This window comes from Bradyrhizobium barranii subsp. apii, assembly GCF_011516635.5.
Taxonomy (GTDB): Bacteria; Pseudomonadota; Alphaproteobacteria; order Rhizobiales; family Xanthobacteraceae; genus Bradyrhizobium; species Bradyrhizobium barranii.
The window spans coordinates 2,740,527-2,766,766 of sequence record NZ_CP096255.1 but is presented as its reverse complement, the minus strand read 5'-3'; the positions used below and the strand labels follow the sequence as shown (position 1 = coordinate 2,766,766).

At 60.1% G+C, this 26,240-nt stretch carries 20 protein-coding genes and 8 pseudogenes; 15 read left to right on the top strand and 13 right to left on the bottom strand.

Annotation, left to right across the window (positions count from 1 at the left end; genetic code table 11):
• Positions 1-24: 24 nt before the first annotated feature.
• The 3 genes and pseudogenes from HAP41_RS13165 to HAP41_RS13155 all read right to left on the bottom strand — a co-directional run.
• Positions 25-177 (bottom strand): annotated as a pseudogene (locus HAP41_RS13165) (DUF736 domain-containing protein); the annotation flags it as partial.
• Between the two features lie 707 nt (positions 178-884).
• Positions 885-2,897 (bottom strand): ParB/RepB/Spo0J family partition protein, encoded by a 2,013-nt coding sequence (locus tag HAP41_RS13160; RefSeq protein WP_175618135.1) that lies wholly within the window; start codon positions 2,895-2,897, stop codon positions 885-887.
• An 866-nt stretch (positions 2,898-3,763) separates the two neighbouring features.
• On the bottom strand, positions 3,764-4,804 hold the full coding sequence (locus HAP41_RS13155; protein ID WP_166101318.1) for an IS110 family RNA-guided transposase: 1,041 nt from the start codon (positions 4,802-4,804) through the stop codon (positions 3,764-3,766).
• A 242-nt stretch (positions 4,805-5,046) separates the two neighbouring features.
• Here HAP41_RS13155 and HAP41_RS13150 point away from each other — a divergent pair, with 242 nt between their 5' ends.
• A complete protein-coding gene (locus HAP41_RS13150) occupies positions 5,047-5,310 on the top strand; it encodes a hypothetical protein (RefSeq protein ID WP_166101321.1) in 264 nt (87 codons plus the stop codon).
• A gap of 40 nt (positions 5,311-5,350) precedes the next feature.
• Here the strand turns inward: HAP41_RS13150 and HAP41_RS13145 are convergent, their stop codons facing one another.
• Complete coding sequence (locus tag HAP41_RS13145; RefSeq protein WP_166101324.1) at positions 5,351-5,533, bottom strand: DUF3606 domain-containing protein; 183 nt, start codon at positions 5,531-5,533, stop codon at positions 5,351-5,353.
• Positions 5,534-5,637: 104 nt separating this feature from the next.
• On the opposite strand from HAP41_RS13145, the pseudogene HAP41_RS13140 reads away from it, so the two are divergent.
• A pseudogene (locus HAP41_RS13140) lies at positions 5,638-6,183 on the top strand (ATP-dependent DNA ligase); the annotation flags it as partial.
• A gap of 16 nt (positions 6,184-6,199) precedes the next feature.
• Here the strand turns inward: HAP41_RS13140 and HAP41_RS13135 are convergent.
• Positions 6,200-7,035: pseudogene (locus HAP41_RS13135) on the bottom strand (IS5 family transposase).
• Positions 7,036-7,258: 223 nt separating this feature from the next.
• The gene (locus tag HAP41_RS13130; RefSeq protein WP_166065882.1) at positions 7,259-8,563 is read right to left on the bottom strand and encodes an IS701 family transposase; all 1,305 of its coding nucleotides are present in this window, start codon (positions 8,561-8,563) and stop codon (positions 7,259-7,261) included.
• Between the two features lie 171 nt (positions 8,564-8,734).
• Between HAP41_RS13130 and HAP41_RS13125 the strand changes: the two genes are divergently transcribed.
• Positions 8,735-10,171 carry an IS701 family transposase gene (locus tag HAP41_RS13125; RefSeq protein ID WP_166105276.1) on the top strand — a complete coding sequence of 479 codons (1,437 nt, stop codon included), beginning with the start codon at positions 8,735-8,737 and terminating at the stop codon, positions 10,169-10,171.
• Positions 10,172-10,194: 23 nt separating this feature from the next.
• On the opposite strand, the pseudogene HAP41_RS13120 reads toward HAP41_RS13125, so the two are convergent.
• A pseudogene (locus tag HAP41_RS13120) lies at positions 10,195-11,030 on the bottom strand (IS5 family transposase).
• Positions 11,031-11,102: 72 nt separating this feature from the next.
• Between HAP41_RS13120 and HAP41_RS13115 the strand changes: the two are divergent.
• The 7 genes and pseudogenes from HAP41_RS13115 to HAP41_RS13085 all read left to right on the top strand — a co-directional run.
• A pseudogene (locus HAP41_RS13115) lies at positions 11,103-11,492 on the top strand (ATP dependent DNA ligase); the annotation flags it as partial.
• On the top strand, positions 11,492-11,710 hold the full coding sequence (locus HAP41_RS13110; RefSeq protein WP_166050974.1) for a hypothetical protein: 219 nt from the start codon (positions 11,492-11,494) through the stop codon (positions 11,708-11,710). The pseudogene HAP41_RS13115 and the gene HAP41_RS13110, both read left to right, overlap by 1 nt.
• 254 nt (positions 11,711-11,964) lie before the next feature.
• Complete coding sequence (locus HAP41_RS13105; RefSeq protein WP_166101329.1) at positions 11,965-12,543, top strand: recombinase family protein; 579 nt, start codon at positions 11,965-11,967, stop codon at positions 12,541-12,543.
• Positions 12,486-12,854: a hypothetical protein gene (locus HAP41_RS13100; RefSeq protein WP_166101332.1), complete on the top strand. Its 369-nt coding sequence runs from the start codon at positions 12,486-12,488 to the stop codon at positions 12,852-12,854. Before HAP41_RS13105 ends, HAP41_RS13100 begins: the two co-directional genes overlap by 58 nt.
• A gap of 82 nt (positions 12,855-12,936) precedes the next feature.
• Positions 12,937-13,965 (top strand): IS110 family RNA-guided transposase, encoded by a 1,029-nt coding sequence (locus HAP41_RS13095; protein ID WP_166101335.1) that lies wholly within the window; start codon positions 12,937-12,939, stop codon positions 13,963-13,965.
• 263 nt (positions 13,966-14,228) lie between these two features.
• Positions 14,229-14,927, top strand: a complete 699-nt coding sequence (locus HAP41_RS13090) for an SOS response-associated peptidase (RefSeq protein WP_166106047.1) — start codon at positions 14,229-14,231, stop codon at positions 14,925-14,927.
• 60 nt (positions 14,928-14,987) lie between these two features.
• A pseudogene (locus tag HAP41_RS13085) lies at positions 14,988-15,823 on the top strand (IS5 family transposase).
• 152 nt (positions 15,824-15,975) lie between these two features.
• Here HAP41_RS13085 and HAP41_RS13080 read toward each other — a convergent pair.
• Positions 15,976-17,286 carry a hypothetical protein gene (locus HAP41_RS13080; protein ID WP_166101342.1) on the bottom strand — a complete coding sequence of 437 codons (1,311 nt, stop codon included), beginning with the start codon at positions 17,284-17,286 and terminating at the stop codon, positions 15,976-15,978.
• 172 nt (positions 17,287-17,458) lie between these two features.
• Between HAP41_RS13080 and HAP41_RS13075 the strand changes: the two genes are divergently transcribed.
• The 3 genes and pseudogenes from HAP41_RS13075 to HAP41_RS13065 all read left to right on the top strand — a co-directional run.
• Positions 17,459-18,682 (top strand): phospholipase D family protein, encoded by a 1,224-nt coding sequence (locus tag HAP41_RS13075; RefSeq protein WP_166101345.1) that lies wholly within the window; start codon positions 17,459-17,461, stop codon positions 18,680-18,682.
• Between the two features lie 185 nt (positions 18,683-18,867).
• A complete protein-coding gene (locus tag HAP41_RS13070; protein ID WP_166101348.1) occupies positions 18,868-19,821 on the top strand; it encodes a hypothetical protein in 954 nt (317 codons plus the stop codon).
• Positions 19,758-20,069 (top strand): annotated as a pseudogene (locus HAP41_RS13065) (transposase); the annotation flags it as partial. The gene HAP41_RS13070 and the pseudogene HAP41_RS13065, both read left to right, overlap by 64 nt.
• Before the next feature lie 68 nt (positions 20,070-20,137).
• On the opposite strand, the gene tnpC reads toward HAP41_RS13065, so the two are convergent.
• From tnpC to tnpA, 3 genes are read right to left on the bottom strand one after another with little or no spacing between them, the layout of a single operon-like run.
• Positions 20,138-21,709 (bottom strand): IS66 family transposase, encoded by a 1,572-nt coding sequence (tnpC, locus tag HAP41_RS13060; protein WP_166100179.1) that lies wholly within the window; start codon positions 21,707-21,709, stop codon positions 20,138-20,140.
• Positions 21,710-21,761: 52 nt separating this feature from the next.
• Positions 21,762-22,115, bottom strand: coding sequence for an IS66 family insertion sequence element accessory protein TnpB (tnpB, locus tag HAP41_RS13055; RefSeq protein WP_148750250.1), 354 nt, complete (start codon positions 22,113-22,115; stop codon positions 21,762-21,764).
• Positions 22,096-22,569: an IS66-like element accessory protein TnpA gene (gene tnpA, locus HAP41_RS13050; RefSeq protein WP_166096489.1), complete on the bottom strand. Its 474-nt coding sequence runs from the start codon at positions 22,567-22,569 to the stop codon at positions 22,096-22,098. Before tnpA ends, tnpB begins: the two co-directional genes overlap by 20 nt.
• Positions 22,570-22,651: 82 nt before the next feature.
• On the opposite strand from tnpA, the pseudogene HAP41_RS13045 reads away from it, so the two are divergent.
• Positions 22,652-23,190 (top strand): annotated as a pseudogene (locus HAP41_RS13045) (IS5 family transposase); the annotation flags it as partial.
• 392 nt (positions 23,191-23,582) lie between these two features.
• On the opposite strand, the gene HAP41_RS13040 reads toward HAP41_RS13045, so the two are convergent.
• A complete protein-coding gene (locus tag HAP41_RS13040) occupies positions 23,583-24,857 on the bottom strand; it encodes an IS256 family transposase (RefSeq protein ID WP_166080342.1) in 1,275 nt (424 codons plus the stop codon).
• A gap of 76 nt (positions 24,858-24,933) precedes the next feature.
• On the bottom strand, positions 24,934-25,311 hold the full coding sequence (locus HAP41_RS13035) for a hypothetical protein (protein ID WP_166101358.1): 378 nt from the start codon (positions 25,309-25,311) through the stop codon (positions 24,934-24,936).
• Between HAP41_RS13035 and HAP41_RS13030 the strand changes: the two genes are divergently transcribed.
• On the top strand, positions 25,213-26,151 hold the full coding sequence (locus HAP41_RS13030) for a UvrD-helicase domain-containing protein (RefSeq protein WP_224581036.1): 939 nt from the start codon (positions 25,213-25,215) through the stop codon (positions 26,149-26,151). The two genes, HAP41_RS13035 and HAP41_RS13030, sit on opposite strands and share 99 nt — an antisense overlap.
• The last annotated feature ends 89 nt before the right edge of the window (positions 26,152-26,240 follow it).

Below are 26,240 nucleotides of genomic sequence, written 5' to 3'. Positions count from 1 at the left end.
ACTCCGCATAACGCCACGCTCCGCATAATCGGTCGCTCCTGCAAAAATGCGGTAGTCGGGAGCCTTGTCGTTGTCCTTCTCGGAGGCAGCGAACTTCGCCTTGATGTTCAGCGTCAGCGTCTTGATCGAGCCGGTGTAGCCGTTGTCCGAAGCAGTAAAAGTGCCGATGGTCGCCATGGTCATCTCCGTCTGTCTGTTGCTCGGGCCGCGCCCATCGCAGCCTCGATGGCGATCCTTGGCCCGGGGAGCGATCGGCCCGCAGCCACCAGGCCCGCAGCGCAGCGGAGGACGGCGAAAGCCTGCTTTTTTGTCTTGCGCGAGGAATGCCGCCGCTTGGCGGCAGGGGAAAAAAGCAGACGTGAGCTGTTGCGGGAAGGCGATCGAGGCTCTTGCCGTCCCTCGGGCCTGATCAGCCATTCGAGGGTGCGTTGGACGCGAGCCCATGACCTAACTGACGGCGATGACCATGGCTGCCACCGCCCGCCACAGCATTGGAAAACGGCGGGATCGATCAGAGAAAAGCCGACGTCTGCGGATCAATCGCGAGCACGATACACCGGACAAACCAGCAAGCTCGATTGCATTTGCGCATCGGGAAGCCCCGCGCCGGCCAGGATTGTTCGCGCGATTGCGCTTTGAATACGCTAGATCTGGATACGATCAGTGCCCCGACCTGATCGCCTCCCCGCTACGAAAGGGAGGTGCGGCACAGCCTCACCGGCCGCTGCCAGCCGCGCAGACCAGGGGGATCGCGGCCTGCCTGCGGAGACGGGCTGGCGTGAATAATCGCTCGCTTCACTTTGCTTGAAACGGCCGCGCGCCATCAGGTGCGCGGCCGGAATTTAATGAGCGCCGGGGCCGTCCTTGCGACCCCGGCTCATCTCTTACTCCGCTGCCTGCGAACAGAAATCATTACGCTGCGCCTTGTCTGGCGCACCGACCTGATCCTCCGTCTTGGCCGTGCGGAGCAACGGCGGCAACCAGTCGGTCACCGCCAATAGTTGCTCCGCGGCAGCTGCCATCTCGACCTTTTTCATTCCCGAGATACGTTCGGCGGCCTCCTCGCTGACGCCTTCGCGGACGGCCTCAAGGATGCCCGCCTTGGTGACCCGGCCGAGATAACTCTGCACCGTCGGCCGCCAATATCCGGTCATGTCGAGGGCGACGGCCTCGGCCAAACGGCCGGCCGTCGCCAACGCGCGCGGCCTGAGGTCAAATGGCAATTTGACCGCATTGACCGTCAACGCCGTGCAATGCGCGAACAGCGCCATGCGACTTTCGTGATCAAGTTCGACCACGAATTCCCACAGCTGAGCCGTGTCGCGCGGCATCTGCCTGGCCCAATTGGCATGGCGATCCGACCAAGCTTTGCCGGCCGGAGCGTCCTCGATTCCGACCGCATGCGTGGCCAAATCCGTCTTGACCGGTTGAACGCCAACCACATGGGCATTGGCCCCGATATAGAAGATTTGCGCGGCGAGCGCATGGGTGGCCGCCACGATGGCGACGTCTGGCTGCTCACTCAGATTGAGGCGCAGCCCCAAGGTGCGATACGCGGAGAGGTCGCGAACGAGCGTGTCAGACAGCCTCCGTTCCTCCTCTTCCTCCTCGTTTTCTCCCTCCTCTCCTTTACCATCGCGCGTGGTTTGATCGCCTCCTTCACCCTCCTCGTCCGGTGCCTGGGCGTCGCCTTCCTGCTCGGTTTCGGCATGAGGGTTCTCATCCTCGGGGCGGATAAACCCGCGTTCGATCCTGATGGTGCCGTCGTGATTGAGGATCACGAACGCGCCGCCGCGCGCGACGTCACCGGGATCGTAGGCCTGCCGTTTCGCCTCTAACTGCTCGATTTGGTTCTCCAACTCGCCGAACCGCGCGTCCACCTCATCAGGCAGTTCCTCAGCCGTTTGATGCGCTTCGGTCAGCCGATCGAACTCGGATTGAACGGCTTGAAGGGCGATCTGATCGTCCGCGGAAAGGTCGACCGGATGCGGGTAGGCACGGCGCATGCCGTGGGCGTGCGGGAAGTCGAGATGGGGCTCCGTCCACTTCCATCCCTCGGCTGCCCGTAAGGCGTCCGCCTCCCGGCCAAGCCGTGCTGTCACCAAGAGATCGAGCAGCGCCACGTCTTCCAGATAGCCGCCGCGATCCTCGGTAAAGAGGTCGCGCAGGATCGTACCGCCTGCCTCGATATAGGCCTCGAGCCCGACAAACCCCGCGCGGCGATCGGTTGCAGCGACATGGGTTTCGGTGAGCAGACGCCGGATCGTGCTGGCATCACGGTCGTAGGACAGACGCTCATAGACGCCTTCTTGCCGAGCCTGATCGTCAGTGATGGCAAAAGCCATCAACTGCTCCAAGATCAGTTCGCCATCGCGATAGAGCTCGATCAATTTTGGCGAAACCGCACCCAACCGCAGGCGCTGCCGCACCACATGCGGCGTCACCCCGAAGCGCGCGGCGATCTCCTCCGCGCCGAAGCCACGCTCCTCCGCAAGCCTCCTGAACGCCTCGAACTGATCGGCGGGATGCATGTTCTCGCGGGTGACGTTCTCGTCCAGGCTGATTTCGTGGGGGTCATTCGCGGTGTCGATGATGCAGCGGATCGGCTCGGTCTTCTTGATCTCCTTCCGCTTGACCCGCAAAAGCTGGGCGAGCCGCCTGCCCTCACCGATGGTCACGAGATAGAACCCCGTGGCCGTCCCCTCTCCGTCCAGCTCGGGCTCAACCACCAGATTTTGCAGGATGCCCTTGGCGGCGATGCTCGCCGCATAGCCCTCGATCGCCGTCTCGCTGTGCGGCGTCTTGCGCGCATTGTTCGGGGACTTCTTGAGCTTATTGAGCGGAATCAAAGTCTCCGTCCCGCTCGCGGGAATGATTTCAACTGATTTGGCCGACATGATCATTCTTCCTTTTGCTTCCATGGGTGCAGCGCGCACCACGCGCCTGCACCCCTGCCCGTCGGCGAGACCGGGGGTAGCAAGCGCCAGGGCGACCCGAGCGGAGGGATCGCCCGCCCGCAAGGGCCGCTCGATAGACGCGGGTCTGCACGAGCGCATGTCAGCCGTTCGAGAAGGTGACGCCCTCGAAAGCACGGAAGACCGGGGAGACCGCTCGGGTCGGCGCCGGCGCCAGCCGGCGCTTTACCCTGGCGCGCGCGAGGGGCAGCGCCCATTAGGTCTCAAGCGTTAGAACGTTGAGCAAGTCAGCGCAGGCCAAAACAAGAGATCGAAAACAAGAGCAAGAGTGAGAAAATCAAAAGGGGCACCCGCAGGAGGGTCAGCATAGCGCCGACGCGGAACGCGGCGGGACCCGGGACCGAGTGCAGTCGCGAGACCGGTTAACAAGGCACCCGCGCGACGGGCAGTGATAGCGGTGCCGCGCAGCGGCAGCCCTTCGTGCGAGTGCCTCCGGCGAGCGACACATTATATCTGCTTGCGTGAGGGATCGAAGCCGAATGGCCGAGACGCAACGCGCTCGGTTCATATGTGGACGGCCCCCGACTTGCAAGAACGGCTCTGGCAGCATGCTCGGATCGCTTGCGCTCATATGTCCGGCCTGTTTTCGGGTCTTGCGACCACCGGCCAAGATGGGCTTCGCGGACAGTGAGATCCAAACACGAGAGCGGCATTTTCTGCCGGTAAACCGAGCGGAGCATTTCACTGACCGGCTTGCGCCGAACGTACCACCTCTTCCTGTCCTGCAAGTTCCGCCCTCGGCGTCAAACCTGCCGGTCTGGCCGCCAAGCTCTACGTTTCGTTCAAGGCTATGTTGGCATCGGCATAACGCTGCTTGCAGGTCGATACCGCTCACCACTGACCATCAGTTTCCAGGCAATCCGCGCCAGCTTGTTTGCCAACGCTATGGCCACGAGCTTCGGCGGCTTGCGTGCGATGATGTCTTTCAGCCAGGGCCAGGACCGAGTTTCCCGTCGGCGCATATCTGCGATCACGGCCGTCGCGCCAGCCACCAAAACGGTTCGCAACATGCCGTCGCCGGCGCGTGTAATCACGCCGAGCCTGTTCTTCCCGGCGGTCGAGTGATTCTTTGGGGTCAGGCCGAGCCAGGCGGCAAAGTTTCTTGCCGACTTGAACCCGCGAGCATCCACGACCTTGATTGAAAGCAGCGTCGCACCGATCGGACCAACGCCCGGGATAGCCGCCAGCCGTCGGCTCATCTCGTTACTCCGGTGGAGTTGCATAAGCTTCTTGTCGAGCGTGGCGATCTGGTCGTCGACGCGCGCCAGTTCTGCCGCCAAGGCGTCCACCAACTCCTTCGCCAAGTCGGGGACTGTTGCATCGGCCTTGATATCGATCAGCAATTGCGGAAGCCGCGAAAGTCCCTTAGGCGCGGTAAAGCCGAATTCAGCGGCGTAGCCGCGGATAGAATTGGCAAGTTGGGTCCGCCTGCCTATGAACTGGTTGCGCACACGCGCGAGCATCTGTGCGCCCTGCTGCTCGGGGCTCTTGATAGGCACAAAGTTCTTGCGCAGTTTCGGCCGGCTTGCCGCCTCGCAAATTGCCTCGGCGTCCGCAGCGTCGAATTTCCCGCGCTGCACGTACGGTTTGACATATTGCGGCGGAATCATCGCCACCTCGTGCCCGAGCGATTGCAGTTCCCGCGCCCAATAGTGCGATGCCCCGCAAGCCTCCAGCGCGACAAGTGCAGGCGGCAAACGACTGAAGAACTCCAAAACCTGCCCACGTCTCAACTTACGCCGTAGAATCGGCTGCTCCGTCTCGTCAACGCCATGCAGCTGAAACACACTCTTCGACGTATCCAGACCGATGCGAACAATCGTTTCCACGGGCGGCTCCTTCGTTTGAGGTCAGCGACGACCTCTTCTTGCCATGCAGTGTGGCGGAAGGGGGCCGTCCACCCCAACACGAGAGCCCGGTGCGGCGAAGCCGCACGCGCCCAAACGAGAAGCGGACAGTTCGTGGTCGCATTGCACCAAGCCTTGCTCGCTCGTCATTGCGAATCCCGGCCCTGTGCTAACGGGGGAACGAATGACGGACATAAGGATTCGTCGTATCAGGAGCTATCTCAATGCTGATGACGCGCGAACGAAGACCAACGATACGGACGCTGCGCGGATGGGCGATCCACGTGCTCCAGGAGGCTGGCGCCATCCGCGAGTGCGAAGAACACGGTTGGATGCAGGATCGCGCCGATCCGCATGCACGGGAGCGGGCCTTTGATATCGCCCGTGGCGACCCGCCAGCAGGCGTCTCCCGTGATGCAGCGGCGGCCGAGGTTCGTGACGTGCTGAACTCGATTGGTGATACCTGCCCTGAATGTCCCCCGGACTAGAAGGCCGAGCCGAGCCTCAAGCCAGCCCGGCCTTCCCACTTCAACGGCCCAGCTTCTTCTCCACGCGCTTGCGCGCATTGCCGACCTTTTTGACGGCCTTTTTCACGGCTGATGCCGACTTTCTGGTCTTCGTTGCCTCGTACTGCACTTCGTAGTTCTGCCCGCCGGCCACCCGCGCCCGGTCCTGTTTTCGTCCGCGCGCCATCTTCTTCGCTACCGCCATGGGTGCCTCCTGTTATGACATCCAAGCAACGCGAATGGGATTCTGAGGTTCCGGAACGATTCGAACTGTGCCAATTTGAATCGGCTGTAGCGTGGAGTCCTTCAGTGGCGTTTCAGCGTAAAAGGCCCGAGGCGATCGGCCTCAAGGCGCCCCTGCCCGGCTTCGTCGAGCCCGCCCTGGCATCCGCGATCGACAAGGTGCCGTCAGGGGCCCGCTGGATCCACGAAATCAAATTCGACGGCTACCGTGTTCAGGTCCACCTGGCCAATGAGGCGGCGACGATCTTCACGCGCCGCGGCCACGATTGGACGCATCGTTTCAAGAAGGTTGCCCATGACGCCTGGCGGATCAAGGCGACCTCGGCCGTGGTGGACGGCGAAATCGTGGTACCGGCCGCCGACGGCACGACCGATTTCTCGGTCCTGCAGAACGAACTCAAGGGCAAGTCGAAGAGCATCGTGCTTGTGGCCTTCGATCTAATCTATCTGAACGGTCGCGATATTCGGAAACTACCGCTGTTTCAGCGCAAGGCCGAACTCAAGAAGATCCTGAATGGCACCGACATCCAGTTCAGCGAAAGTTTCGAGATAAACGGCCGCGAGATGTTCGCGCACGCCTGCAAGATCGGCCTCGAAGGCGTGGTCTCTAAGAGTCTGTCCGGAAAGATTACCTTGGATTGCATAGCTTTCGCAGCATGAGTCGGATGGAGGCCAGCTTGAGAAAGGCGAGCGCCCTGTGATTGAAGCATTCCCAATCTTTGGACAGTCTTCGGCATCGCCCGAGCCAGGCAAAGGTACGCTCGACGATCCAGCGTTTGGGCAAGACGACGAAACGGTGAGCCTGATCGGAGCGTTTGACGATTTCGAGGTTCACGCGCTTCAGAGCGCTACGCAGCCCCTTCTGGAAATGTGGCCCTTGATATCCGCCGTCGGCGTAGAGCTTCAGAAGAAAGGGATAGAGGCCGAACAACGTTGCCATCAGGAGCACGCCGCCGTCGCGATCCTGGATGTCCGCCGCATGCACGATGGCGTGCATCAAGAGGCCTTGCGTGTCGACGAGAATGTGCCGCTTCTTGCCCTTGATCTTCTTGCCCGCGTCGTAGCCATGGAGATCATGAGGCCCCCTTTTTCAGCGCTTTTCACGCTCTGGCTATCGATGATGGCGGCGGTGGGAGAAGCCTCGCGCTCGGCCCTTTCGCGACATTCGACATAGAGGGCGTGATGAATTTTATCGAGCGTGCCGTTCCAGCTCCACAGATCGAAGTAGCCATACAGCGTCGAGCGCGGCGGCAGGTCCTTGGGGATCGCGCGCCACTGGCAACCTGTGCTCAGGATGTACATCAGCCCGTTGGCAATCTCGCGCAGGTCCACCGTACGCTTGTTGCCGCCGCGCTTGGCCGGCGGGATGCGAGGCGCGATCAGCGCCCACTCCTCGTCGGTCAAGTCGCTCGGATAGCGCAGGCGGCTGCGGTCGTAGCGTGCACGGTTCTCGGTAGTCCACATTGGCGGCGCGTCCCCATCGAATCAGGCCGCTCACCTTGAATCACAACCGATTCATTCGACTCAACATGTTTTGGAACAGACACTAATCTTACTGCGTCATAAATTTCGATAGCCACTTTGACTTGAGAGTGCCCTGATGCAACAAGGGCATCGAGATAGTGTGACGACGAGCGCAGCGCTCAATCTTCGTCGGACGGTCGCAATCGAATTCGGAACGTGTCGTTCAGGCCGCAATGGCGGATCCCCTCGGCCGATAGGTTGCGGGAATAGCAGCTTCCTTGAAGATTTTGGTGGAGGCTGCTTCTGAGGGGGGAATCGTCTCTCGCTCGGAGACTAGAAAACCGTAGGCGGCAATGCACAATGTTGCGTGGTGGTGGAAGCCACGCCAGCTTCGTCCCTCGAAGTGACCAAGGCCAACCTCCTGTTTGAGTTCGTGGTAGTCGCGCTCGATGCGCCAGCGCAGCTTGGCAATATCGACCAGCTGACGAAATCCAATGTTGGCTGCAAGCGTTGAAAACCAATATTTGGTTGGTGCTGCCTCGCCCTCTGGCCACTCGATCAGCAGCCATTCCTCGGGCCGGCTTTCGGCGAGCCAGTAATCTCGATGTGCCGGACGGACGCGCACACGGGCAAACCGCGAAGACAACGGTTCTGCCGTACCCTCACGCCACGTGATCTTGTGCCAAGCATGTGCTGGCAGACCGATCGCAAGCTTCTTGACCGAAATCGGTCGGTGTTTGCTGTCACGCCGTAGCAGTTTCGGAGGTCGTCCGTTCCCCGACCATGCCTTCGGCGGCCGCGGTCCGGTTCCGGGCGCCCATACCGAGGTTTGTGGCAAGATGCCGGCCACGTAGCTCAGGCCCAGTTCGGTAATACTCCCACGCAGAGCGGTGTCGGTGCCGTAGCCGGCGTCCATCAGGACCACGCCGCGCGGCAAGCCCACCGCACAGGCCCAGCGCAAATGATCAAGTGCAATTGCCGGCTTGGTCTTGAAGGTGATTTCCTTGGGGACTCCGGCTTTGCGCCGACGTGTACGGTCCGTCACCCACTCCTTTGGGAGATAGAGCCGATAGGCCACCGGCAAGCTCGCATGATGGTTCGCAAGCGAAAGAGATACGGCCACCTGACAATTGTCTTGCTTGCCCAACTGGCCGCAATATTGCCGCGCAACGCCGACTGAATGCCGCCCCTTCTTGGGAAAGCCCGTATCATCAATGATCCACGCTTCGATCGGCCCGCAGCGTTCGATGCCCGGCAGCACTAACTCACGGACCTTGGCCAACACCTGCTGATCCGACCAGTCACCTTGACCGACTAAATGCAACAACGACTGATGTTGCGCTGCTGTCCGCTCAGGTGCCGTGATTGCCGCCATCGGCTCGACGCTCTTGCGATCGCATGGCATCATCAGCCCGGTACAGTAGTCGCGCAGCGGTTTGGCGCGTCCTGCATGGCCGATCACACTCGCAAGGCCCTCAATATATGCCGAAAACCGCGACGCTACGTCTCCCGATTTTGTCAGACTCATCTCAGCCCCCGCATGACGAAAAGTGAGTCTTCTCAAATATATGATTCCTGTCGACAAGGGCCGCGACACTCTGACTCAGTAAGACTAGAACGACTGAGTCACAAAACCGCAGGCTTTATCCGGCCGGAATCAGCGATGGTTGAAGCATGGACCATCAGCCGAGGAGGCTACATGAGCGGGCGTGGCACCAAGACCAGTGAGATGCGATTTGCGACGTATTTGGAAGGGCTTGCCAGCGTCATCGGTCATGCTGATCGGAAGGCACCGCTGCGCGACTATTGCGTCGGCCTCATGGCCTGTGGCGGTCGTAAGAGCGTGGAGCCAATGGCGGCGATGACGGCTCCGGAACGGACGGCCGCCCAACATCAATCGCTGCTGCATTTCGTCGGCAGCGGCGCCTGGTCGGATGAGAAGGTGCTGGGCAAGGTACGAGAGATGGTCCTGCCGGCGATCGAACGCCAGGGCCCGATCGAAGCTTGGATCATCGATGACACCGGATTTCCCAAGCAGGGGCGACATTCGGTTGGAGTTGCACGGCAATATTGCGGGCAGCTCGGCAAGCAGGATAATTGCCAGGTGGCGGTGTCATTATCGATTGCCAATCACCACGCCAGCCTGCCTGTTGCCTACCGCCTTTATCTTCCGAAGGAATGGACTGAGGATTGCGATCGGCGGCGCAAGGTGGGCATTCCTGCCGAAGTCGGCTTCCGGACCAAGCCGGAGATCGCGCTGGAGCAGTTGCGGTGGGCCTGTGCGACCGGCCTTCCGCGTGGTGTCGTGCTGATGGACGCGGGCTATGGCAACAACAGCGATCTGCGCACGGAGATCACGGCGCTGGGATTGACCTATGTGGCGGGTCTTCTGTCGAGCACAACGGTATGGGCGCCCGGCACCGGTCCCTTGCCGCCGAAGCCATGGTCGGGCCGCGGCCGTCCCCCGAAACTGATGCGCCGCAACCGTCAGCGTCGGCCGGCCGCCGTTAAAGCGCTCGCGATCGGCCTGCCGGCCAAAGCTTGGCGCACCATCACGTGGCGGCAAGGAACGAACGAAAAGCTGAGCTCGCGCTTTGCCCGCGTGCGGGTCCGTGCCGCGCACCGTGATTATTGGCAAACCACCCAGCGGTTGGAGGAATGGTTGCTGATCGAATGGCCGAAAGGCGAGGACCAGCCTACCAAATACTGGCTCTCGACATTGCCGGAGGATGTGGCATTCCGGACTCTCGTAGAGACGGCTAAATTGCGCTGGCGCATCGAACGCGACTATCAGGAACTCAAGCAGGAGGTCGGGCTTGGCCACTTCGAGGGACGCGGCTGGCGCGGCTTTCATCATCACGCAACGATGTGCATTGCAGCCTTCGGATTCCTGATCTCCGAGCGGGAGGCGTTTCCCCCCTCAGGCGCTCGGCGCGCCCGGCCGATCCCGCTCGCTCGCGTTTCCGCGGATTACAGACCCCGCGGTTCTGCCGCTACGGACCCAACGTCACATTCCAAATTCGATCACGACGATGCGACGGCGACTCGAACAAGGGCTGGTCCGAACGTTGTCGAGATGTCCTTGTTGTGCAATCAAGTTCGCCCATTTCACAGACCACCGTTTGTGACGCAGTAAGACTAAGAGTCTGTCCGGAAAGATTACCTTGGATTGCATAGCTTTCGCAGCATGAGTCGGATGGAGGCCAGCTTGAGAAAGGCGAGCGCCCTGTGATTGAAGCATTCCCAATCTTTGGACAGTCTTCGGCATCGCCCGAGCCAGGCAAAGGTACGCTCGACGATCCAGCGTTTGGGCAAGACGACGAAACGGTGAGCCTGATCGGAGCGTTTGACGATTTCGAGGTTCACGCGCTTCAGAGCGCTACGCAGCCCCTTCTGGAAATGTGGCCCTTGATATCCGCCGTCGGCGTAGAGCTTCAGAAGAAAGGGATAGAGGCCGAACAACGTTGCCATCAGGAGCACGCCGCCGTCGCGATCCTGGATGTCCGCCGCATGCACGATGGCGTGCATCAAGAGGCCTTGCGTGTCGACGAGAATGTGCCGCTTCTTGCCCTTGATCTTCTTGCCCGCGTCGTAGCCATGGAGATCATGAGGCCCCCTTTTTCAGCGCTTTTCACGCTCTGGCTATCGATGATGGCGGCGGTGGGAGAAGCCTCGCGCTCGGCCCTTTCGCGACATTCGACATAGAGGGCGTGATGAATTTTATCGAGCGTGCCGTTCCAGCTCCACAGATCGAAGTAGCCATACAGCGTCGAGCGCGGCGGCAGGTCCTTGGGGATCGCGCGCCACTGGCAACCTGTGCTCAGGATGTACATCAGCCCGTTGGCAATCTCGCGCAGGTCCACCGTACGCTTGTTGCCGCCGCGCTTGGCCGGCGGGATGCGAGGCGCGATCAGCGCCCACTCCTCGTCGGTCAAGTCGCTCGGATAGCGCAGGCGGCTGCGGTCGTAGCGTGCACGGTTCTCGGTAGTCCACATTGGCGGCGCGTCCCCATCGAATCAGGCCGCTCACCTTGAATCACAACCGATTCATTCGACTCAACATGTTTTGGAACAGACACTAAGGTACGGGACAGTGCCTATCCGAAGGGACGCACGAACGACTGGGTCAAGAAGACCTGCGTGCAGCGGGAGACGCTGACCATTGCCGGTTTCGCACTCGATGGCACGAAGTGGGACGGGCTCTATGTGGGCCGGCGCAAGGGCGACGATCTGGTCTACGCTGGCAAAGTCGACCACGGCTTCGACAAGGTCTCGGCCGCCGATCTGCAGAAGCGGCTTAAACCCCTGATCCGAAAGACCCAGCCCTATGCCAAGCGCATCAACCACAAGGGCATCTGGGTTGAACCCAAGCTTCTGGCCGAGATCGAGTATCGCGCGAAGTCGGCCGAGGGAAAGGTCAGGCACCCGTTTTTCCGGGGCCTGCGGGAGGACCTGTGATGGATGCATTCGATCGCTTTTGGCAATGGGCCGACAAGCCACGGGAAAGTACGCTGACGATCCCGGCTGAACTACACAGAGCCGTCATGGAGCTCGCGCCTGAAGACCGGCACAGCCGCGCGGCGGTCAACCAAGCCGCAGCGCACGCACAGAATACAAGCGATGCACAGAGAGACGGCGGGCTTCACGCGTATGCGCTGCGAACCAAGATCGGCTAACTAGGACTGAATTGGCACTTTCGGCGACGCAGCGGACGTCACTGGACTCGCTGCCGGCTTGCCTAGTCGCGAATGACCCCGTTGCGGATATTCGGCGTTCTCTTCATCCTTCGACGGCGCAGTATCGCAACCTGGATTGCGGTCTTGGAAAATCGTGACGAGCGCTCACGAGGTACCTGCGCTACCTTTCACTTGCAATACCTGAGACTTAGCGGTGTAATCCCACCAAGGTACTGCTCTGAGGCGAGCGGGTCATGGCCAACGAATTGGTCGTGCGCAAGGGGACGAACCTGGCTAGGCGCCTGCGGACGCAGCGTGCCGCGCAATATGTCCGGATGTCGAGAGAGCTTCAGCGCTATTCGATCGAGAACCAGCGCGCGGCCATTGCCGCTTATGCGGCAGCTAACGGCCTCACGGTCGTCCGGACCTATGAGGATCAAGGCCGGAGCGGCCTGCGGATCAAAGGCCGGCCCGGTCTTATCGAGCTGATCGAAGACGTCCAATCGGGCGAGGCCGACTTCGATCAGATCCTCGTCTATGACGTCAGCCGGTGGGGACGCTTTCAGGACACCGACGAGAGCGCCTACTACGAGTTCCTGTGCAAGATGAACGGCGTTCGCGTCGTGTATTGCGCCGAGATCTTCAAGAACGATGGCAGCTTGCCGATCCGATCTCTTAGCGCCTGGATATCTGGATGGCCCCGAAGTATCACCCCACGCCCTTGTCGGGCGGTGATCGCAAGGCTCTGGCAAAGGAGCTCGGCAAGGCACGGGCGATGGCCAATATCCTGGCCGCCCAATCGGTGGAGATGCGGGCCAAGGGCGAGGCGATAATCCAGCAAGCTGACAGGCTGCTTTGCGAAAGCTGGAACGAACGCATGTGGTCAGACGGCGAACCGATCGATCCGTCGCCCACCATCGACCAGGCCGTGAACGGTGGCTTCCCTTGGCTCGAGATCAGGTGCACGCGCTGCAAGACGCCGAGCGACGTCGACCTCGCGGCGATGAAGCACCCGCCGACTACCTTCGTGCATGATCTCGCAAGCCGGCTACGCTGCCGCAAATGCGCCAAGGCCGGCCGGCGTCCATCCGCGACTCTGCTACAATTGGCTTGGCAGCCTCGCCACCCTCGAACCGAAGCCTGACTGATGTGCTGGTGTGGACGGCCTCTCATCCCCACGGTTCTATGGCGCTCTCGGCGTCACAGCTAGATGAGAGGAAAGTCTGATGAATCTTCCTGTTCGCATCGGCATGGATACTTCTAAGTCGGTTTTCCAGCTTCACGGTGTTGACGAGAACGAGGTGGTGGTTGTCCGTCGCCAGTTCCGGCGAGCCGAGATGATCCGCTACTTCGAGCGGCTTCCACCGGTTCTCGTCGCCATCGAGTCCTGCGGCAGCTCGCATCATTGGGCGCGCCTGCTGCAGTCGTTCGGTCACGAGGTGAAGCTGATCCCACCTCAGTACGTGAAGGCTTACGTAAAGCGCGGTAAGAACGACGCGGCCGACGCCGAGGCATTGTGCGAGGCGGTCACCCGGCCGAGTATGCGGTTTGTACCGGTGAAGTCGAAGGAACGGCAAGCGGCCTGCATGTTGATGACCGTGCGGGAACGCTTGGTCAGCGTGAAGTCGCAGCTCTCCAATGCTTTTAGGAGCTATGCAGCTGAGTTTGGCATCGTCGGCCCCGCCGGCCGGCAGAACGTCACGGCACTCATCAAGCGGGTGCTCGAGGATGACAGCTTGCCGGAAATGGCGCGAGACCTCTTTCGCCTTCAGGCGGAAGAGTATGCCGCGGTCCAAGCTCGTCTGGCAAAGATTGAGGCCAAGCTGATGATGTGGCACCGCGAGGATGACGTCAGCAGGCGTATTGCGACGATTCCCGGCGTCGGTCCGATTGGGTCTTCCATGCTAAGCATGAAGGCACCGCCGCCAGAGACATTCAGATCAGGCCGTGACTTTGCGGCTTGGCTCGGACTGACGCCCAAGGATCATTCAACTGGAGGCCGGCAAAGACATGGCGGCATCACAAAGGCCGGAGATTCAGCGCGACGATCGACGTTAATCGTCGGTGCGACCGCGCTGCTGAGGCATATCCGAAAGGGTCGTCATAAGCCCACACCCTGGCTCGCTTCGCTGCTGGAGCGAAAACCGCCGAAGTTGGTCGCGGTGGCGTTGGCTAACAAGTTCGCCCGCATCGCTTGGCGCTTGATGATATCGGGCGGAGTGTACAACCGGCCGGTAGCCGCTATGCCTATCTGATCTGAAATCGGCGCCGCGAGCGAGGTTGCTCAGCGGATAGCCCACGAACTTGCAGGACGCAGTAGATGGAAGGACCGATCGGTCGATACGCGCGAGCTTCCGTAGATTACACTGGCATCATCGATGTCGCCTATGTGCTTGGAGCGTGCGTAGCGAACACCATCTCGGCCAGCGGACCTTGTCCGCGCAAACAGGCCGGACATCTGATAGCAAGCGATCAGGTCAGAAGTCTGCTAACATCCTGACAAGTGGGGGCCGTCCACATCTGCAATCTCTATTCGATCACGACAAACCAGGCGGCGATCAGCGCGCTGTTTCGCGTCGTGAACCGATACGTCGGCAATCTGGCACCCATGCCCGGTGTGTTTCCGGACTACCAGGCGCCGATCGCGCGCAACGGAGCCGGGGGCCGCGAGCTCGCCACGGCGCGGTGGGGGATGCCGTCGTCGTCGAAGGCGCTGATGGACGCCACGAAGAAGCGGGCCGAGAAGCTCCAGGCCAAGGGCAAGTCGGTCGATTTCAAGGAATTGCTGCGGCTGGAGCCGGACGGCGGCACGACAAACATCCGCAATGTGAAGAGCAAGCACTGGACGCGATGGCTGGAAACGGCGAACCGCTGCGTGGTGCCGTTCAACTCCTTTAGCGAGTTCAACAATGCCGAAGGCGGCGACATTTGGTTCGCGCTCGACGAGACCCGCCCCCTCGCCTGCTTCGCAGGCATCTGGACCAACTGGACGTCGGTCCGGAAGGTCAAGGAAGGCGAGACCACCAACGACCTCTACGCGTTCCTCACGACGGAGCCGAACGCCGAAGTTGGCGCCATCCACCCCAAAGCGATGCCGGTCATCCTGACAACGCCGGAGGAAGTCGAGACCTGGATGACCGCTCCTCCGGACAACGCCCTGAAGCTGCAGCGGCCCCTGCCGGACGGATCACTAAGTGTCTGTTCCAAAACATGTTGAGTCGAATGAATCGGTTGTGATTCAAGGTGAGCGGCCTGATTCGATGGGGACGCGCCGCCAATGTGGACTACCGAGAACCGTGCACGCTACGACCGCAGCCGCCTGCGCTATCCGAGCGACTTGACCGACGAGGAGTGGGCGCTGATCGCGCCTCGCATCCCGCCGGCCAAGCGCGGCGGCAACAAGCGTACGGTGGACCTGCGCGAGATTGCCAACGGGCTGATGTACATCCTGAGCACAGGTTGCCAGTGGCGCGCGATCCCCAAGGACCTGCCGCCGCGCTCGACGCTGTATGGCTACTTCGATCTGTGGAGCTGGAACGGCACGCTCGATAAAATTCATCACGCCCTCTATGTCGAATGTCGCGAAAGGGCCGAGCGCGAGGCTTCTCCCACCGCCGCCATCATCGATAGCCAGAGCGTGAAAAGCGCTGAAAAAGGGGGCCTCATGATCTCCATGGCTACGACGCGGGCAAGAAGATCAAGGGCAAGAAGCGGCACATTCTCGTCGACACGCAAGGCCTCTTGATGCACGCCATCGTGCATGCGGCGGACATCCAGGATCGCGACGGCGGCGTGCTCCTGATGGCAACGTTGTTCGGCCTCTATCCCTTTCTTCTGAAGCTCTACGCCGACGGCGGATATCAAGGGCCACATTTCCAGAAGGGGCTGCGTAGCGCTCTGAAGCGCGTGAACCTCGAAATCGTCAAACGCTCCGATCAGGCTCACCGTTTCGTCGTCTTGCCCAAACGCTGGATCGTCGAGCGTACCTTTGCCTGGCTCGGGCGATGCCGAAGACTGTCCAAAGATTGGGAATGCTTCAATCACAGGGCGCTCGCCTTTCTCAAGCTGGCCTCCATCCGACTCATGCTGCGAAAGCTATGCAATCCAAGGTAATCTTTCCGGACAGACTCTAAGGATCGTCGCCCGTGGCGTCAAAGAAGACCAGGTACCGGTCACCTAGTACAAACGACCGCCAGCGATGCAGGCGTGGCTGGGCCAGCTCGGCTGAATATGAAACCATTTCGCACGCGCAATCGCCAAAGGCATTACTTTTTGCGCAACTTCTGCTCGGCGACAATTGCTCTCGTATCATCGAACCATACATCAACAGCTTGAGACAGATCACGTTGAAGTGCGCGCGACAATTCTCCGGTTGTCGCCTCCAACGCGTCTCTGCTGGCTTGCTCAAACTCTGCCCGACCGAGATGTTCGCGCGCGCGATTGATCGCATAATCGAATAGAACGCCACCGCCGGCTCCGACGGCCCAGCCGATGGCTGTCCCAACTCCGGGTTCGGCAAATGATCCGGCGACGGCGCCGTAGATTTCGGGCTGCATGCTCGCAACGGCTCGGCCAGCAATCTCCATGAAACTCTGAGCTAGAGCGCGCTCGACCGCGGGTCCGACCGCTCGAGCGATCAACCCAGAGATAACAATGCCGCCGGTTCCTCGAATGACCGCCTGGAACGCTTCGTTTTCTGCTGAGTAGCGCGACACCTTCCACTTCTGAGCGTCCCAGTCGATCGAGAGATCAGGCTTTTGAAGCGGGTCGACGACTTCCAGATGCCGCGTGTACTGGCTCAGAAACGTTTGCAGCCGGTCGTCCAGCGACGTCAGCGTCTGCAAGTAGTGCTGGTGGGCCTTGGCAAAAATCTGAGCAACGCCAGCTTCGATGACTGGTTCGCGCAAGTCAGGCTTGAGGACGTGGTCCTGATAATTACGAATAAGATATGCCGCGACCTCGTTTCGGGCTCCTTCGGCAAACCCTTGGACGTTATTGGGGCCAAGGCCTTTCAAGGCACCGACGCTCGCCTCTTTAAGCAGATAGTAGGACTGCCCCCATCCAAAATACCAATCGGCATAGCGCGCAATGCTGTCCTGTCTGTCGGAAAAAGCATTCGAGAGTAGAACATCGACGTTCTCGTGTAGCTCGGCCAAAGTCTTCGCGCGTTCAATTTTGAGATAAGCGAGCGTGTCATTCACGAAACGATCAAGTTCGGTCTCGTCGACGAGTGCGCGATAGACACTGCCGTTTCGATCTCGATAGATAAGCGTCTTTGGCGTCGGGAACACTCGCACCACATGCGTCGTCAGCGCCGTATGATCCGAATGAAGTGAGGCTCGGTGCGAAGCTCGTTGGTCTGCCGAATCCACCAAGCCTGGCATGATCCAGGCCGCAGCATACCCAATCAAAACAAGGCCGCTGGCTCCAAGCAAGAACAGCAAAGCCAGCGAAAGAAACCGGCTCGGCAAAAGAAACAACAAGGAAAACTTACGCCGCCCCCGTGCGACGCCAGCGACAGGAACGGTCTCGTGGGACATGGCCACGCCGGACCGCTTGGCTAAAAGCTCACCCATTCTCAAGTCTCCTTGACCGAGTCGAGATAGCCAGCCAGCCTTTCTTACCTGTATGCGATTCCCTTGGCATTAACAATCAACGCGAAGATACCAGCCACCATGAGGCGAGTACTCGCTTGTGCGAAATTTCCAAGATGGGTCATATCAAATAGACCAAGGGGCAACGTGGGGCATGCAAGTATCACTGTTGGACGCGAAATCGACTGCGCGCCGGCTCTCGGCGCTCATCCAGAAGCATAATCGTATTTCTATCGCTGTTGCCTGGGGCGGCATCATGTCGGTAGCGGACACACTTCTCGCGAACAGAGCTAAATTTGAATTCGTCCTTCCAGGTGTCGATTTTTCCGCGACAGATCCTGATCTCATTGATCGCCTAGTTGATATTCCGAATGCCTTCGTGGCCAGGAATCGGCCTGGTTGCTTCCACCCCAAGATCTTCTATTTCCAGACGGGCACCAATGCCGAAGCAATCGTCGGCAGCGCTAACTTCACGAAGGGAGGCCTCGGACCGAACCTCGAGGCAGGCGTGCACGTTAGAGGTGCGGCTGAAGATTCCTTTTTCGAGCAAATCAGGAACCAGCTCGATCGGTACAAGCCATTGTGCCTTCCAATCGCCCAACCGTTGGCCGACAGCTATCGCCGACAATCTAGGGCCGCTGGCGGCTCACCGAGGCCCAACAATCCAGTGCTGCCGGGCGAAAGACGGCACTGGAAACGCTTCAATTCGCCCCTCGCCATTATGTCATGGAAGGAATTTGCCAAGCAGGCCCGGCAGGACCTATTTCATGACTACAAGAAGCGTTTGAAACTGGTACGCGCGATCCAACAACTCTTTGCAAAGACTCCTTCGTTCGCCGACCTATCAACAGCCGAAGCAAAGGGCGTCGCAGGCGTCCTTGGCCATGTAGAAGCTGAGGGTGCAGGCCTCAACGATCTAGATTGGGGCTGGTTCGGTACGATGGGCGGCGCGGGCACCTTTGCCAAGCTGATTGGCCGAGAGAACTTGACGCTAGCTGCAGCCCTCGATGCAATTCCAAAGCGTGGGAATGTTACCGAGGCGCAGTTCAACGATTACGTCGCAACATTCACGGCTGCGTTCTCGCAGTCGTCGCGCACCGCGCGACTTGCTCCAGCAACCCGGCTCCTCGCGATGAAACGCCCCGACTTCTTCGTCTGCGTGAATGGTGGCAACATGGCAGGTCTCGCCGATGCACTTGCGTTTGCGCGCACCACCATCAAGCTCGAAAACTACTGGGAGCGGGTGATCGAGCCTATCCAACAGGCGCCGTGGTACAACGCGTCGCGGCCGACGGGCTGGGAAATGGAGCTGTGGGACATCCGTGTCGCCATGCTTGATGCCATCTACTACCAACCACTGAAGGGGGACGCGGGGTGAGCCTTCTCAATCCGTTCCATGGCCCCTGATCTTAATCGGACCAAACTAGAATGACATCGTACTGTACTTTCCTTGTGTTCGATCCGACTCACGTCCAAGCGATCGACTCGTTGCGCTCCGCTACTGGAAGCACAATTCGCTTCATTCCCGATCCGTCGGAACGATTTTGGTTTCACAAAAGTGGATTGACGGAGATCTCGCATCCTGCTGCGCGCATCACGCCGCCGGAGGACTCTATTGCCGGTCAATTGATGGTGATCGACGCGGACGAGACGACGGCCAACAATGTTGTTGGCCTCATCTGCGCGGCTAGCAACATCATCGAAGGGATTCCTATGCGAGAGACTACGCTCCGTAGAGCCTTTGAACTGCCTGAAAACCCAACTGAGCAATTGGGCGTTTTCCGCGACGTGTTTCGAAGTCGTGGCTTCTTCGAGCAATTCAGCCACAGCTTCGATTTCCCACTTGCGGTGGCGTTGGCGGCAACAGCGTGGCCCGACAAAGCTTTTGTGTATGCAATCCACAAACTATCGAGAAGCCTCGAAACGGAAAGCATCACGTGGTGGTCAACCCATCCAAGGTACGGACAGATTTTTGACAAGCATTCCGAACTCTACTCGAGCCACGTTAGCACCTCGATAGCAATAAACCTTGCTTTCTCAGCGATTGAAGAACTTAAGCTTCAAGTGAAATCAAGCGCTACCAAAGCGCGGTTTCTGGCCGGCGACTGGAACCCCGCTGTGCTAAAAGATGTGCAAGAGAGGCTACAGAATGAGGGGATAGACGTTGGTCAAAAGATGAATTGGATCGTAAGGGGTGATAAATCCATACTGGAAGAAAGCATCAAACCAACACTTGGGGCGCCGGCTCCGTATAGCGACGGTCAAGTCGTTCGTGATGTGGAATTGAGTATACCTGAAGCACTCCACTTCAGCAGCTTCATTCGAAATTTCATGACGGCACACGGTTTCAGTGAAGTTTCAGCATTCTTAGTGTCTGTTCCAAAACATGTTGAGTCGAATGAATCGGTTGTGATTCAAGGTGAGCGGCCTGATTCGATGGGGACGCGCCGCCAATGTGGACTACCGAGAACCGTGCACGCTACGACCGCAGCTGCCTGCGCTATCCGAGCGACTTGACCGACGAGGAGTGGGCGCTGATCGCGCCTCGCATCCCGCCGGCCAAGCGCGGCGGCAACAAGCGTACGGTGGACCTGCGCGAGATTGCCAACGGGCTGATGTACATCCTGAGCACAGGTTGCCAGTGGCGCGCGATCCCCAAGGACCTGCCGCCGCGCTCGACGCTGTATGGCTACTTCGATCTGTGGAGCTGGAACGGCACGCTCGATAAAATTCATCACGCCCTCTATGTCGAATGTCGGCAAGCGCGATTTTCCCCGCACGTTGACGCGGCGTTTTTGATGGATTGCCCTCGTATCGGGCGATACCGGGCCGTTCAGGCAGTGGCGGTTTTGTGGAAGTTGAAGGGCAGCAGGTCGGTAATATCGGCGTTGCCGGCGCGCTGAGGCAATTCGGTGAGGACGTGGCGCAACCATGCTAACGGCTCGACACGTGAGGCGCGGCAGGTCAGCATCAGGCTGTAGACGACGGCACTGGCCTTGGCTCCGTCCACGGTATCGCTGAACAACCAACTCTTCCTGCCAGTTGCAAAAACCCTGATGTCGCGCTCCAGAAGATTGTTGTCGACCGGCATGCTGCCGTCCCCGGTGTAGCGCGTCAAATATTCCCATTGGTTTCGGGTGTAGGATACGGCGTCGCCGAGCTTGCTGTCAGGCAAGACCTTCGGGGCCATGTCATCGAGCCATACCTTGAGAGCATTGAGGATGGGGACACTATGTTGCTGGCGGAAGCGGCGAATGCAGTCGGCCTGTGTTTTACCCTTCTCCGGTATTCCGTCCCGCGCCTGCCTTTCAACCCGGTAGAGCTGGTCGAAGAACCGCAGCGCCTGCTCAGGCGGACCGCCGCCCTTCTTCCTCGCCCTGAGGGCATCGACAAAGCGCCGCCGGGAGTGGGCCATGCATCCAATGTGGGTGGCCCCTTCCAGCGTGCGCCATGCGGTATAGCCGTCACTCATCACGATGCCGCGGTAATCGCCAAGGAAGGTCTGCGGGTGGATTTGACCGCGGCCCTGCTGATAATCCAGAAGAACGATCGGCTCGCGACTGTCCCTGCCGCTGCGATAAGCCCACATGTATGATGTGCTGGTGGCCTCTTTGTCCTTCTCCTTGAGGACCTGAACCGTCGTCTCGTCGCCATGGATGAGAGGTTGTGATCTGAGCCGCAGCTTCAGGGCGTCGTAGATGCGATGCAGATGCTTCTCGCTCGAGCCGATCACCCAGTGGCCCAAAGCGCCACGGCTGACAGGAACTCCAGCGCGTCCGAAGGCCTGCGCCAGGCGGTAGAGCGGCGTCCCATCGACATATTTATGAACCAGCGCAAACGCCAGCGTTGAGGCCGTGGCAACGCTGCCCGGCAAGGGCTGCGTCGGCATCGGCGCGGTCACGACAGGTGCGTTGATCCCGGTGCGATCGCAATGGCGACACGCATATTTGAAGCGCACATTCTGTAAAACCTTCGCCTTCACCTCGATATGGAGTTGCTCGGTGACAGCCTCGCCCATGCGATGCATCTGGCCACGGCAGCAAGGACACGCCTTCTGATCGTCGAGCAGGTCATACTCGACGCGCTCGCGCGGCAGGTTCGCCGGCAGCGGCCTGCGGCCGCGCTTCTTTCCCGGCGCGCTTTCGACGGATGGCAAGCCCGTGTCCGGAAGTTCCGCGATATCGTTCGTTTCACTGCCGGCGTCATCCTCATCGGCGGCCTGCTCGGCTTCATTGAAGAGACGATCGACGTGCTTTTCGCTGCGCGGCGCAAAACGATGCAGGCGTGCCAGCGCCAGTTCTTCCTCGAGCTTGACGACGCGCTCCGTGAGCTGACAGTTCTCCGCCTGCAGCGCAGCAATGCGCGCCAACAGCACCTCAACACTCGGATCGCCGGTTCGATTCATCGGATTCTTGAATCTGAACCGTACCGACGCGTCAACCGCTCAACTCGAGAGCTCAGCCGGCAACCTGATATTGCCGCACCGGATGGCGGACCATCGCATCGATATCGATGCCGTCAAGAATCCAATGCAATTGCTCGGTCGTCAGCGTGACAACCGCCTCTTGGCGGCGCGGCCATCGGAACTTGTCCTCGGTCAGCCGCTTCAGGACCAGCACAAAGCCGGACCGATCGAAGAACAGCAGCTTCATCCGGTCGCAACGGCGATTGCAAAACGCAAAAACCGCCGGAGCGAACGGATCGAGTGCCATCGTCTCCTGGACCAGAACCGCAAGGCTGTTGATGCCAGCCCGGAAGTCGATCGGCTCACGGTGCAGATAGACCTGCAGGTCACCGCCCAGTCTGAACATGGCCAAGGGCTCCGATGATCGCCGTCAAGGCATCCACATCGCCGCATTCCAGTGCGAGTTTCACGCCGTTCGGCAAGGACACGCTCACTTTGGCGGGAGAACAAAAAGCTGGCGCTCCCTTGGGTTCCGACCCTCGCACTTCATCGCAAGTCGACGGCAACTCCACCGCCGCCACGCTGCCTTGCCGCGACAAGGCCCGATCGGCGGACCCCTCAAGCTGAACCGGGATGAACGCCGGGCGTGAGGACGGCGGCAGCGACCTGGTCGCGGTGTGCTTCTTGATCCATTTCCGAAGGAGGTTCGCGTTGACCCCATATTCGAGTGCAAGCCTCGATACCGAAACCCCAGGCTCAAGACAGGCCGTGACAAGACGCTCTTTCGATGCTGCCTCGTAGCGCCGCCGACCGTTCCGGCCAACAAGCCTGACCCGCAGTTTCTGATCATCGTCGCTCATCACAAGGTGTCCACTTATTTTGGTGGACACCTCATGCATCAGGGCACTCAAAAGCAAAAGGTGCGGAGAAATTCGCGCTTACGAATGTCGCGAAAGGGCCGAGCGCGAGGCTTCTCCCACCGCCGCCATCATCGATAGCCAGAGCGTGAAAAGCGCTGAAAAAGGGGGCCTCATGATCTCCATGGCTACGACGCGGGCAAGAAGATCAAGGGCAAGAAGCGGCACATTCTCGTCGACACGCAAGGCCTCTTGATGCACGCCATCGTGCATGCGGCGGACATCCAGGATCGCGACGGCGGCGTGCTCCTGATGGCAACGTTGTTCGGCCTCTATCCCTTTCTTCTGAAGCTCTACGCCGACGGCGGATATCAAGGGCCACATTTCCAGAAGGGGCTGCGTAGCGCTCTGAAGCGCGTGAACCTCGAAATCGTCAAACGCTCCGATCAGGCTCACCGTTTCGTCGTCTTGCCCAAACGCTGGATCGTCGAGCGTACCTTTGCCTGGCTCGGGCGATGCCGAAGACTGTCCAAAGATTGGGAATGCTTCAATCACAGGGCGCTCGCCTTTCTCAAGCTGGCCTCCATCCGACTCATGCTGCGAAAGCTATGCAATCCAAGGTAATCTTTCCGGACAGACTCTTAGGCCCGTATGAGGTGTTTAACGTGCAGAGTCTAGCTCGCCGGCTCATCCTCTCGAAAAGCCGATTATGGAATGTCAGCACCGGGGATTTTTTACGGCGGACCAGTTTTGAAGCTGAGCGCTAACGATCCTCCAAATCTCGATCGTCGAGAAATAATGAGATTGCCTGCTGCGCGCGGGTCGCCGCTCCGCGCCCAAGAGAGCCTTTAGTACTGTGGCATCGGCACTTTCACTTAGCTCATTTTCGGACCCGCAAAGCGGTTAGCGAAGCTGGATGCAAAGCTCATCGCGCAGCCTAGCCAGGGTGTTCTCGTCGATCGGGGATGTCCCGATCGCTGTTGAACTACGTCGGGTCGACGTTGCCGGAATGAATATTACGCAGCCCTCGTGACGTGGGCAACGGACTTGATTGTCATGCGATCGTGGTGAGCTTGAAGGGCCGCACGCAGAACCGACAATTGCTTATGCGCCTTCAATCGTCGGAAGCCCTTGTTGGCCTCGATCATACCGGCCGCGACCCATCGCAAGGCCATACCGGCATCCCGCCAGCGTTTAACGTTGCGCGTGACGCGGCGAATGGTGCCCATCATGTTCTCGGCGATATTGGTACAGGCGAGCGATCGGCGAAGCTCCTTCGGCAACTTCAACCGGACGACAGTCAGGATTTCGTCGAGGCCTTCGAGGATACTGGCCGCAACGCCGGGCCATTGCTGGTCGAGTCGACGCGCGAGATTGCGGATCAATTTTTCAGCCTTGTCGGCGTCATCGAGCTCCCAGGCCTGGCGCAGCACCCGGCGGGTGGCCGCATGATGCTCTTTCGGCAGGCGTTCCATGATGTTGCGCGCCTTGTGGATCTGGCAGCGCTGGATCGCAGCGGCCGAACCGAAGGTGCGGCGGATCGCCTTCGACAACGCCTTCGCGCCGTCGGCGATGAACAGTCTTGGCACCGTCGGGTCGAGCCCGCGCGAGACCAGGTTGTCCAGCAGGGCCTGAACCGTTGCTGCATTCTCGGTCGCCCCTTCCACCAGCGCCAGCGGATGCTTGTTGCCTTCGCCGTCAACCCCGATCGCGGCCACCAGCACGAGATCGTCGTCGAGATGCAGCCCGTCGATTTGGACCACCAGAAGGTCGAGCGCGGACAGATCGGCAGCCATGAAGTCGGCCAGCCGCGCCGCCGACAGAGCCACGAACCTCCGCGAGGCCGCCGACTTCGAAATCCCCGATCCGGGCGGTGCCGGCACGTCACCCTCGGGCAGCCGGACGGCGCGGCCGAACCGGCGCGTCGACACATTGATCAGCATCAGGTTCATCGCCCAGCGACCGAGCCAGTCCTCCTGCGCCGCCGTTTCCCAGCTCGGGATCGTGACCTCGCGGCCGTCCATGCCCCGGACCCGCGGGCGACCGACCTCGATCTTGCCGCCGTGGAAACCGATCCGCCCCCGCGTTCGGCCCCAACGGTGCGCCCGCCGCGCCGCATCACGACCGTGGCGCGGCCCGCAGGCCGCTGTCACATCCGCCTCCATCATCGTGCCGAGCGCCTCGATTCCTGCCGCAAGGCAGAACCGATCGAAGCTCGCTCGCACTTCCGCAAATGATTTCTCCACAGCCCCGGTCGCCGGCCAACCAGCCGGTGTGATATCTCTCGTCATGGCGTTGCTCTCCTTTGTGGAATCAGCACCCCGAGCCTACCGGCTCAAGGTGGGCAACGCCGACCTCTTCAGAAATTCAACAGAACCCGGGACATCCCCCGTCGATCAGCGTTCGCGACAGCGGGATCTTTGATACGTAGTATGGAGGGTCGGCGGGTCCTACCACGGCGGCATTCGGCTCGGTTGGATGGATTGAATAGCCCGCCGAAAGTCTGAAAATTGCATAAGCTAGCGAATCCGAAATAGCGAGGGGTAAGTCGGTCTTCGAGCCGAAACTGAAGTCTCCTAATAGAGGGGCGTACTCGGCCGTTAGGGTGTCCCTCACCTCGGCGAATACCGTCACTATGAGGATCGCCTGCGCGCAGAGGGTATTGTTGACTTTGCAGACCTGATCAACCGCCCGATCGAAATCCTTCGGAACCATCCGGAGATTCGCGATGAAGTCCGGGGTCAATATCTGCACATCCTGGTCGACGAATATCAGGATGTAAACCGCGCCAGTGCGTTGCTCCTGAAAGAGCTGGCAGGCGAAGGCAAGACCCTTTGGGTCGTAGGAGATGCGCGGCAGTCGATCTACCGGTTCCGCGGCGCCGCGCCGACAAACACCACCAACTTCGAGAAAGATTACCCGAACGCCAAGCGAAAGGCGCTCGCCATAAACTACCGCTCGCGAAAGCAGATCGTGAGCCGGTCGCGCCAAGACAACGGCTTCGTCCATTTTCACCGCACTGTCTATCGAGTGCTGCGCTGGCTCTCGCAGCAAACCGGCGCGGTTGATTCCGCACAGATCAAGGCAGAGTTCGACGCGCGCTGGGCCGAGACTGGTCCCGTGGGAAATCCGCTGGAACTGGTTTATCGGACCTCGGCCGAGCAGATGCTTGAGCGCGAACGGCATAGGCCGCGCGCGGGAATGCGCATCGCGGAAACCGTGTCCGTCAACATTGGTGGGCATTCGGTACGGTTGGAAATCGATGAGATCGAACAGACCGGCCGCAATCTAATCGTCCGACGGTTGCGAACGGGGCGAGCGCCATCGACGCCTGACCAGCGGCTGCTGCATGCTCTGATGCTGGAAGCCTCGGAACAAACGCTCGGTGGAAAGGGCAGCTTCCGGATTCGCTATCTGTCCACCGACGATGAAATGCCTGTTAAGCTGGATGGCGTTATGCCCGACCGATTGGAGCGAGCGTCCGCTGCAATGTTGGGCTTGGGCCAAGGAGCCTACCCCGCTAAGCCGTCTGACGACTGCCCGCGCTGCCCTCATTATTTCATTTGCAGCGCGGTCCCAGACTGACCGTCCCGACTTCCGGTTTTTCCAATACGCCGCGACTTACCCTTTGAGCAGCTGTTCCGATCGCCGGGCGGCGCGAAACAAAGGGACAT

Coding starts and splice junctions, on each gene's coding strand:
- HAP41_RS13100 (WP_166101332.1), top strand. CDS start 12,486: ATGGCCAATATCCTGGCCGCCCAATCGGTGGAGATGCGGGCCAAGGGC.
- HAP41_RS13160 (WP_175618135.1), bottom strand. CDS start 2,897: ATGTCGGCCAAATCAGTTGAAATCATTCCCGCGAGCGGGACGGAGACT.
- HAP41_RS13075 (WP_166101345.1), top strand. CDS start 17,459: ATGCAAGTATCACTGTTGGACGCGAAATCGACTGCGCGCCGGCTCTCG.
- HAP41_RS13040 (WP_166080342.1), bottom strand. CDS start 24,857: ATGACGAGAGATATCACACCGGCTGGTTGGCCGGCGACCGGGGCTGTG.
- HAP41_RS13150 (WP_166101321.1), top strand. CDS start 5,047: ATGCTGATGACGCGCGAACGAAGACCAACGATACGGACGCTGCGCGGA.
- tnpA (WP_166096489.1), bottom strand. CDS start 22,569: ATGAGCGACGATGATCAGAAACTGCGGGTCAGGCTTGTTGGCCGGAAC.
- HAP41_RS13095 (WP_166101335.1), top strand. CDS start 12,937: ATGAATCTTCCTGTTCGCATCGGCATGGATACTTCTAAGTCGGTTTTC.
- tnpB (WP_148750250.1), bottom strand. CDS start 22,115: ATGTTCAGACTGGGCGGTGACCTGCAGGTCTATCTGCACCGTGAGCCG.
- HAP41_RS13080 (WP_166101342.1), bottom strand. CDS start 17,286: ATGGGTGAGCTTTTAGCCAAGCGGTCCGGCGTGGCCATGTCCCACGAG.
- HAP41_RS13110 (WP_166050974.1), top strand. CDS start 11,492: ATGGATGCATTCGATCGCTTTTGGCAATGGGCCGACAAGCCACGGGAA.
- HAP41_RS13145 (WP_166101324.1), bottom strand. CDS start 5,533: ATGGCGGTAGCGAAGAAGATGGCGCGCGGACGAAAACAGGACCGGGCG.
- HAP41_RS13125 (WP_166105276.1), top strand. CDS start 8,735: ATGAGCGGGCGTGGCACCAAGACCAGTGAGATGCGATTTGCGACGTAT.
- HAP41_RS13105 (WP_166101329.1), top strand. CDS start 11,965: ATGGCCAACGAATTGGTCGTGCGCAAGGGGACGAACCTGGCTAGGCGC.
- tnpC (WP_166100179.1), bottom strand. CDS start 21,709: ATGAATCGAACCGGCGATCCGAGTGTTGAGGTGCTGTTGGCGCGCATT.
- HAP41_RS13130 (WP_166065882.1), bottom strand. CDS start 8,563: ATGAGTCTGACAAAATCGGGAGACGTAGCGTCGCGGTTTTCGGCATAT.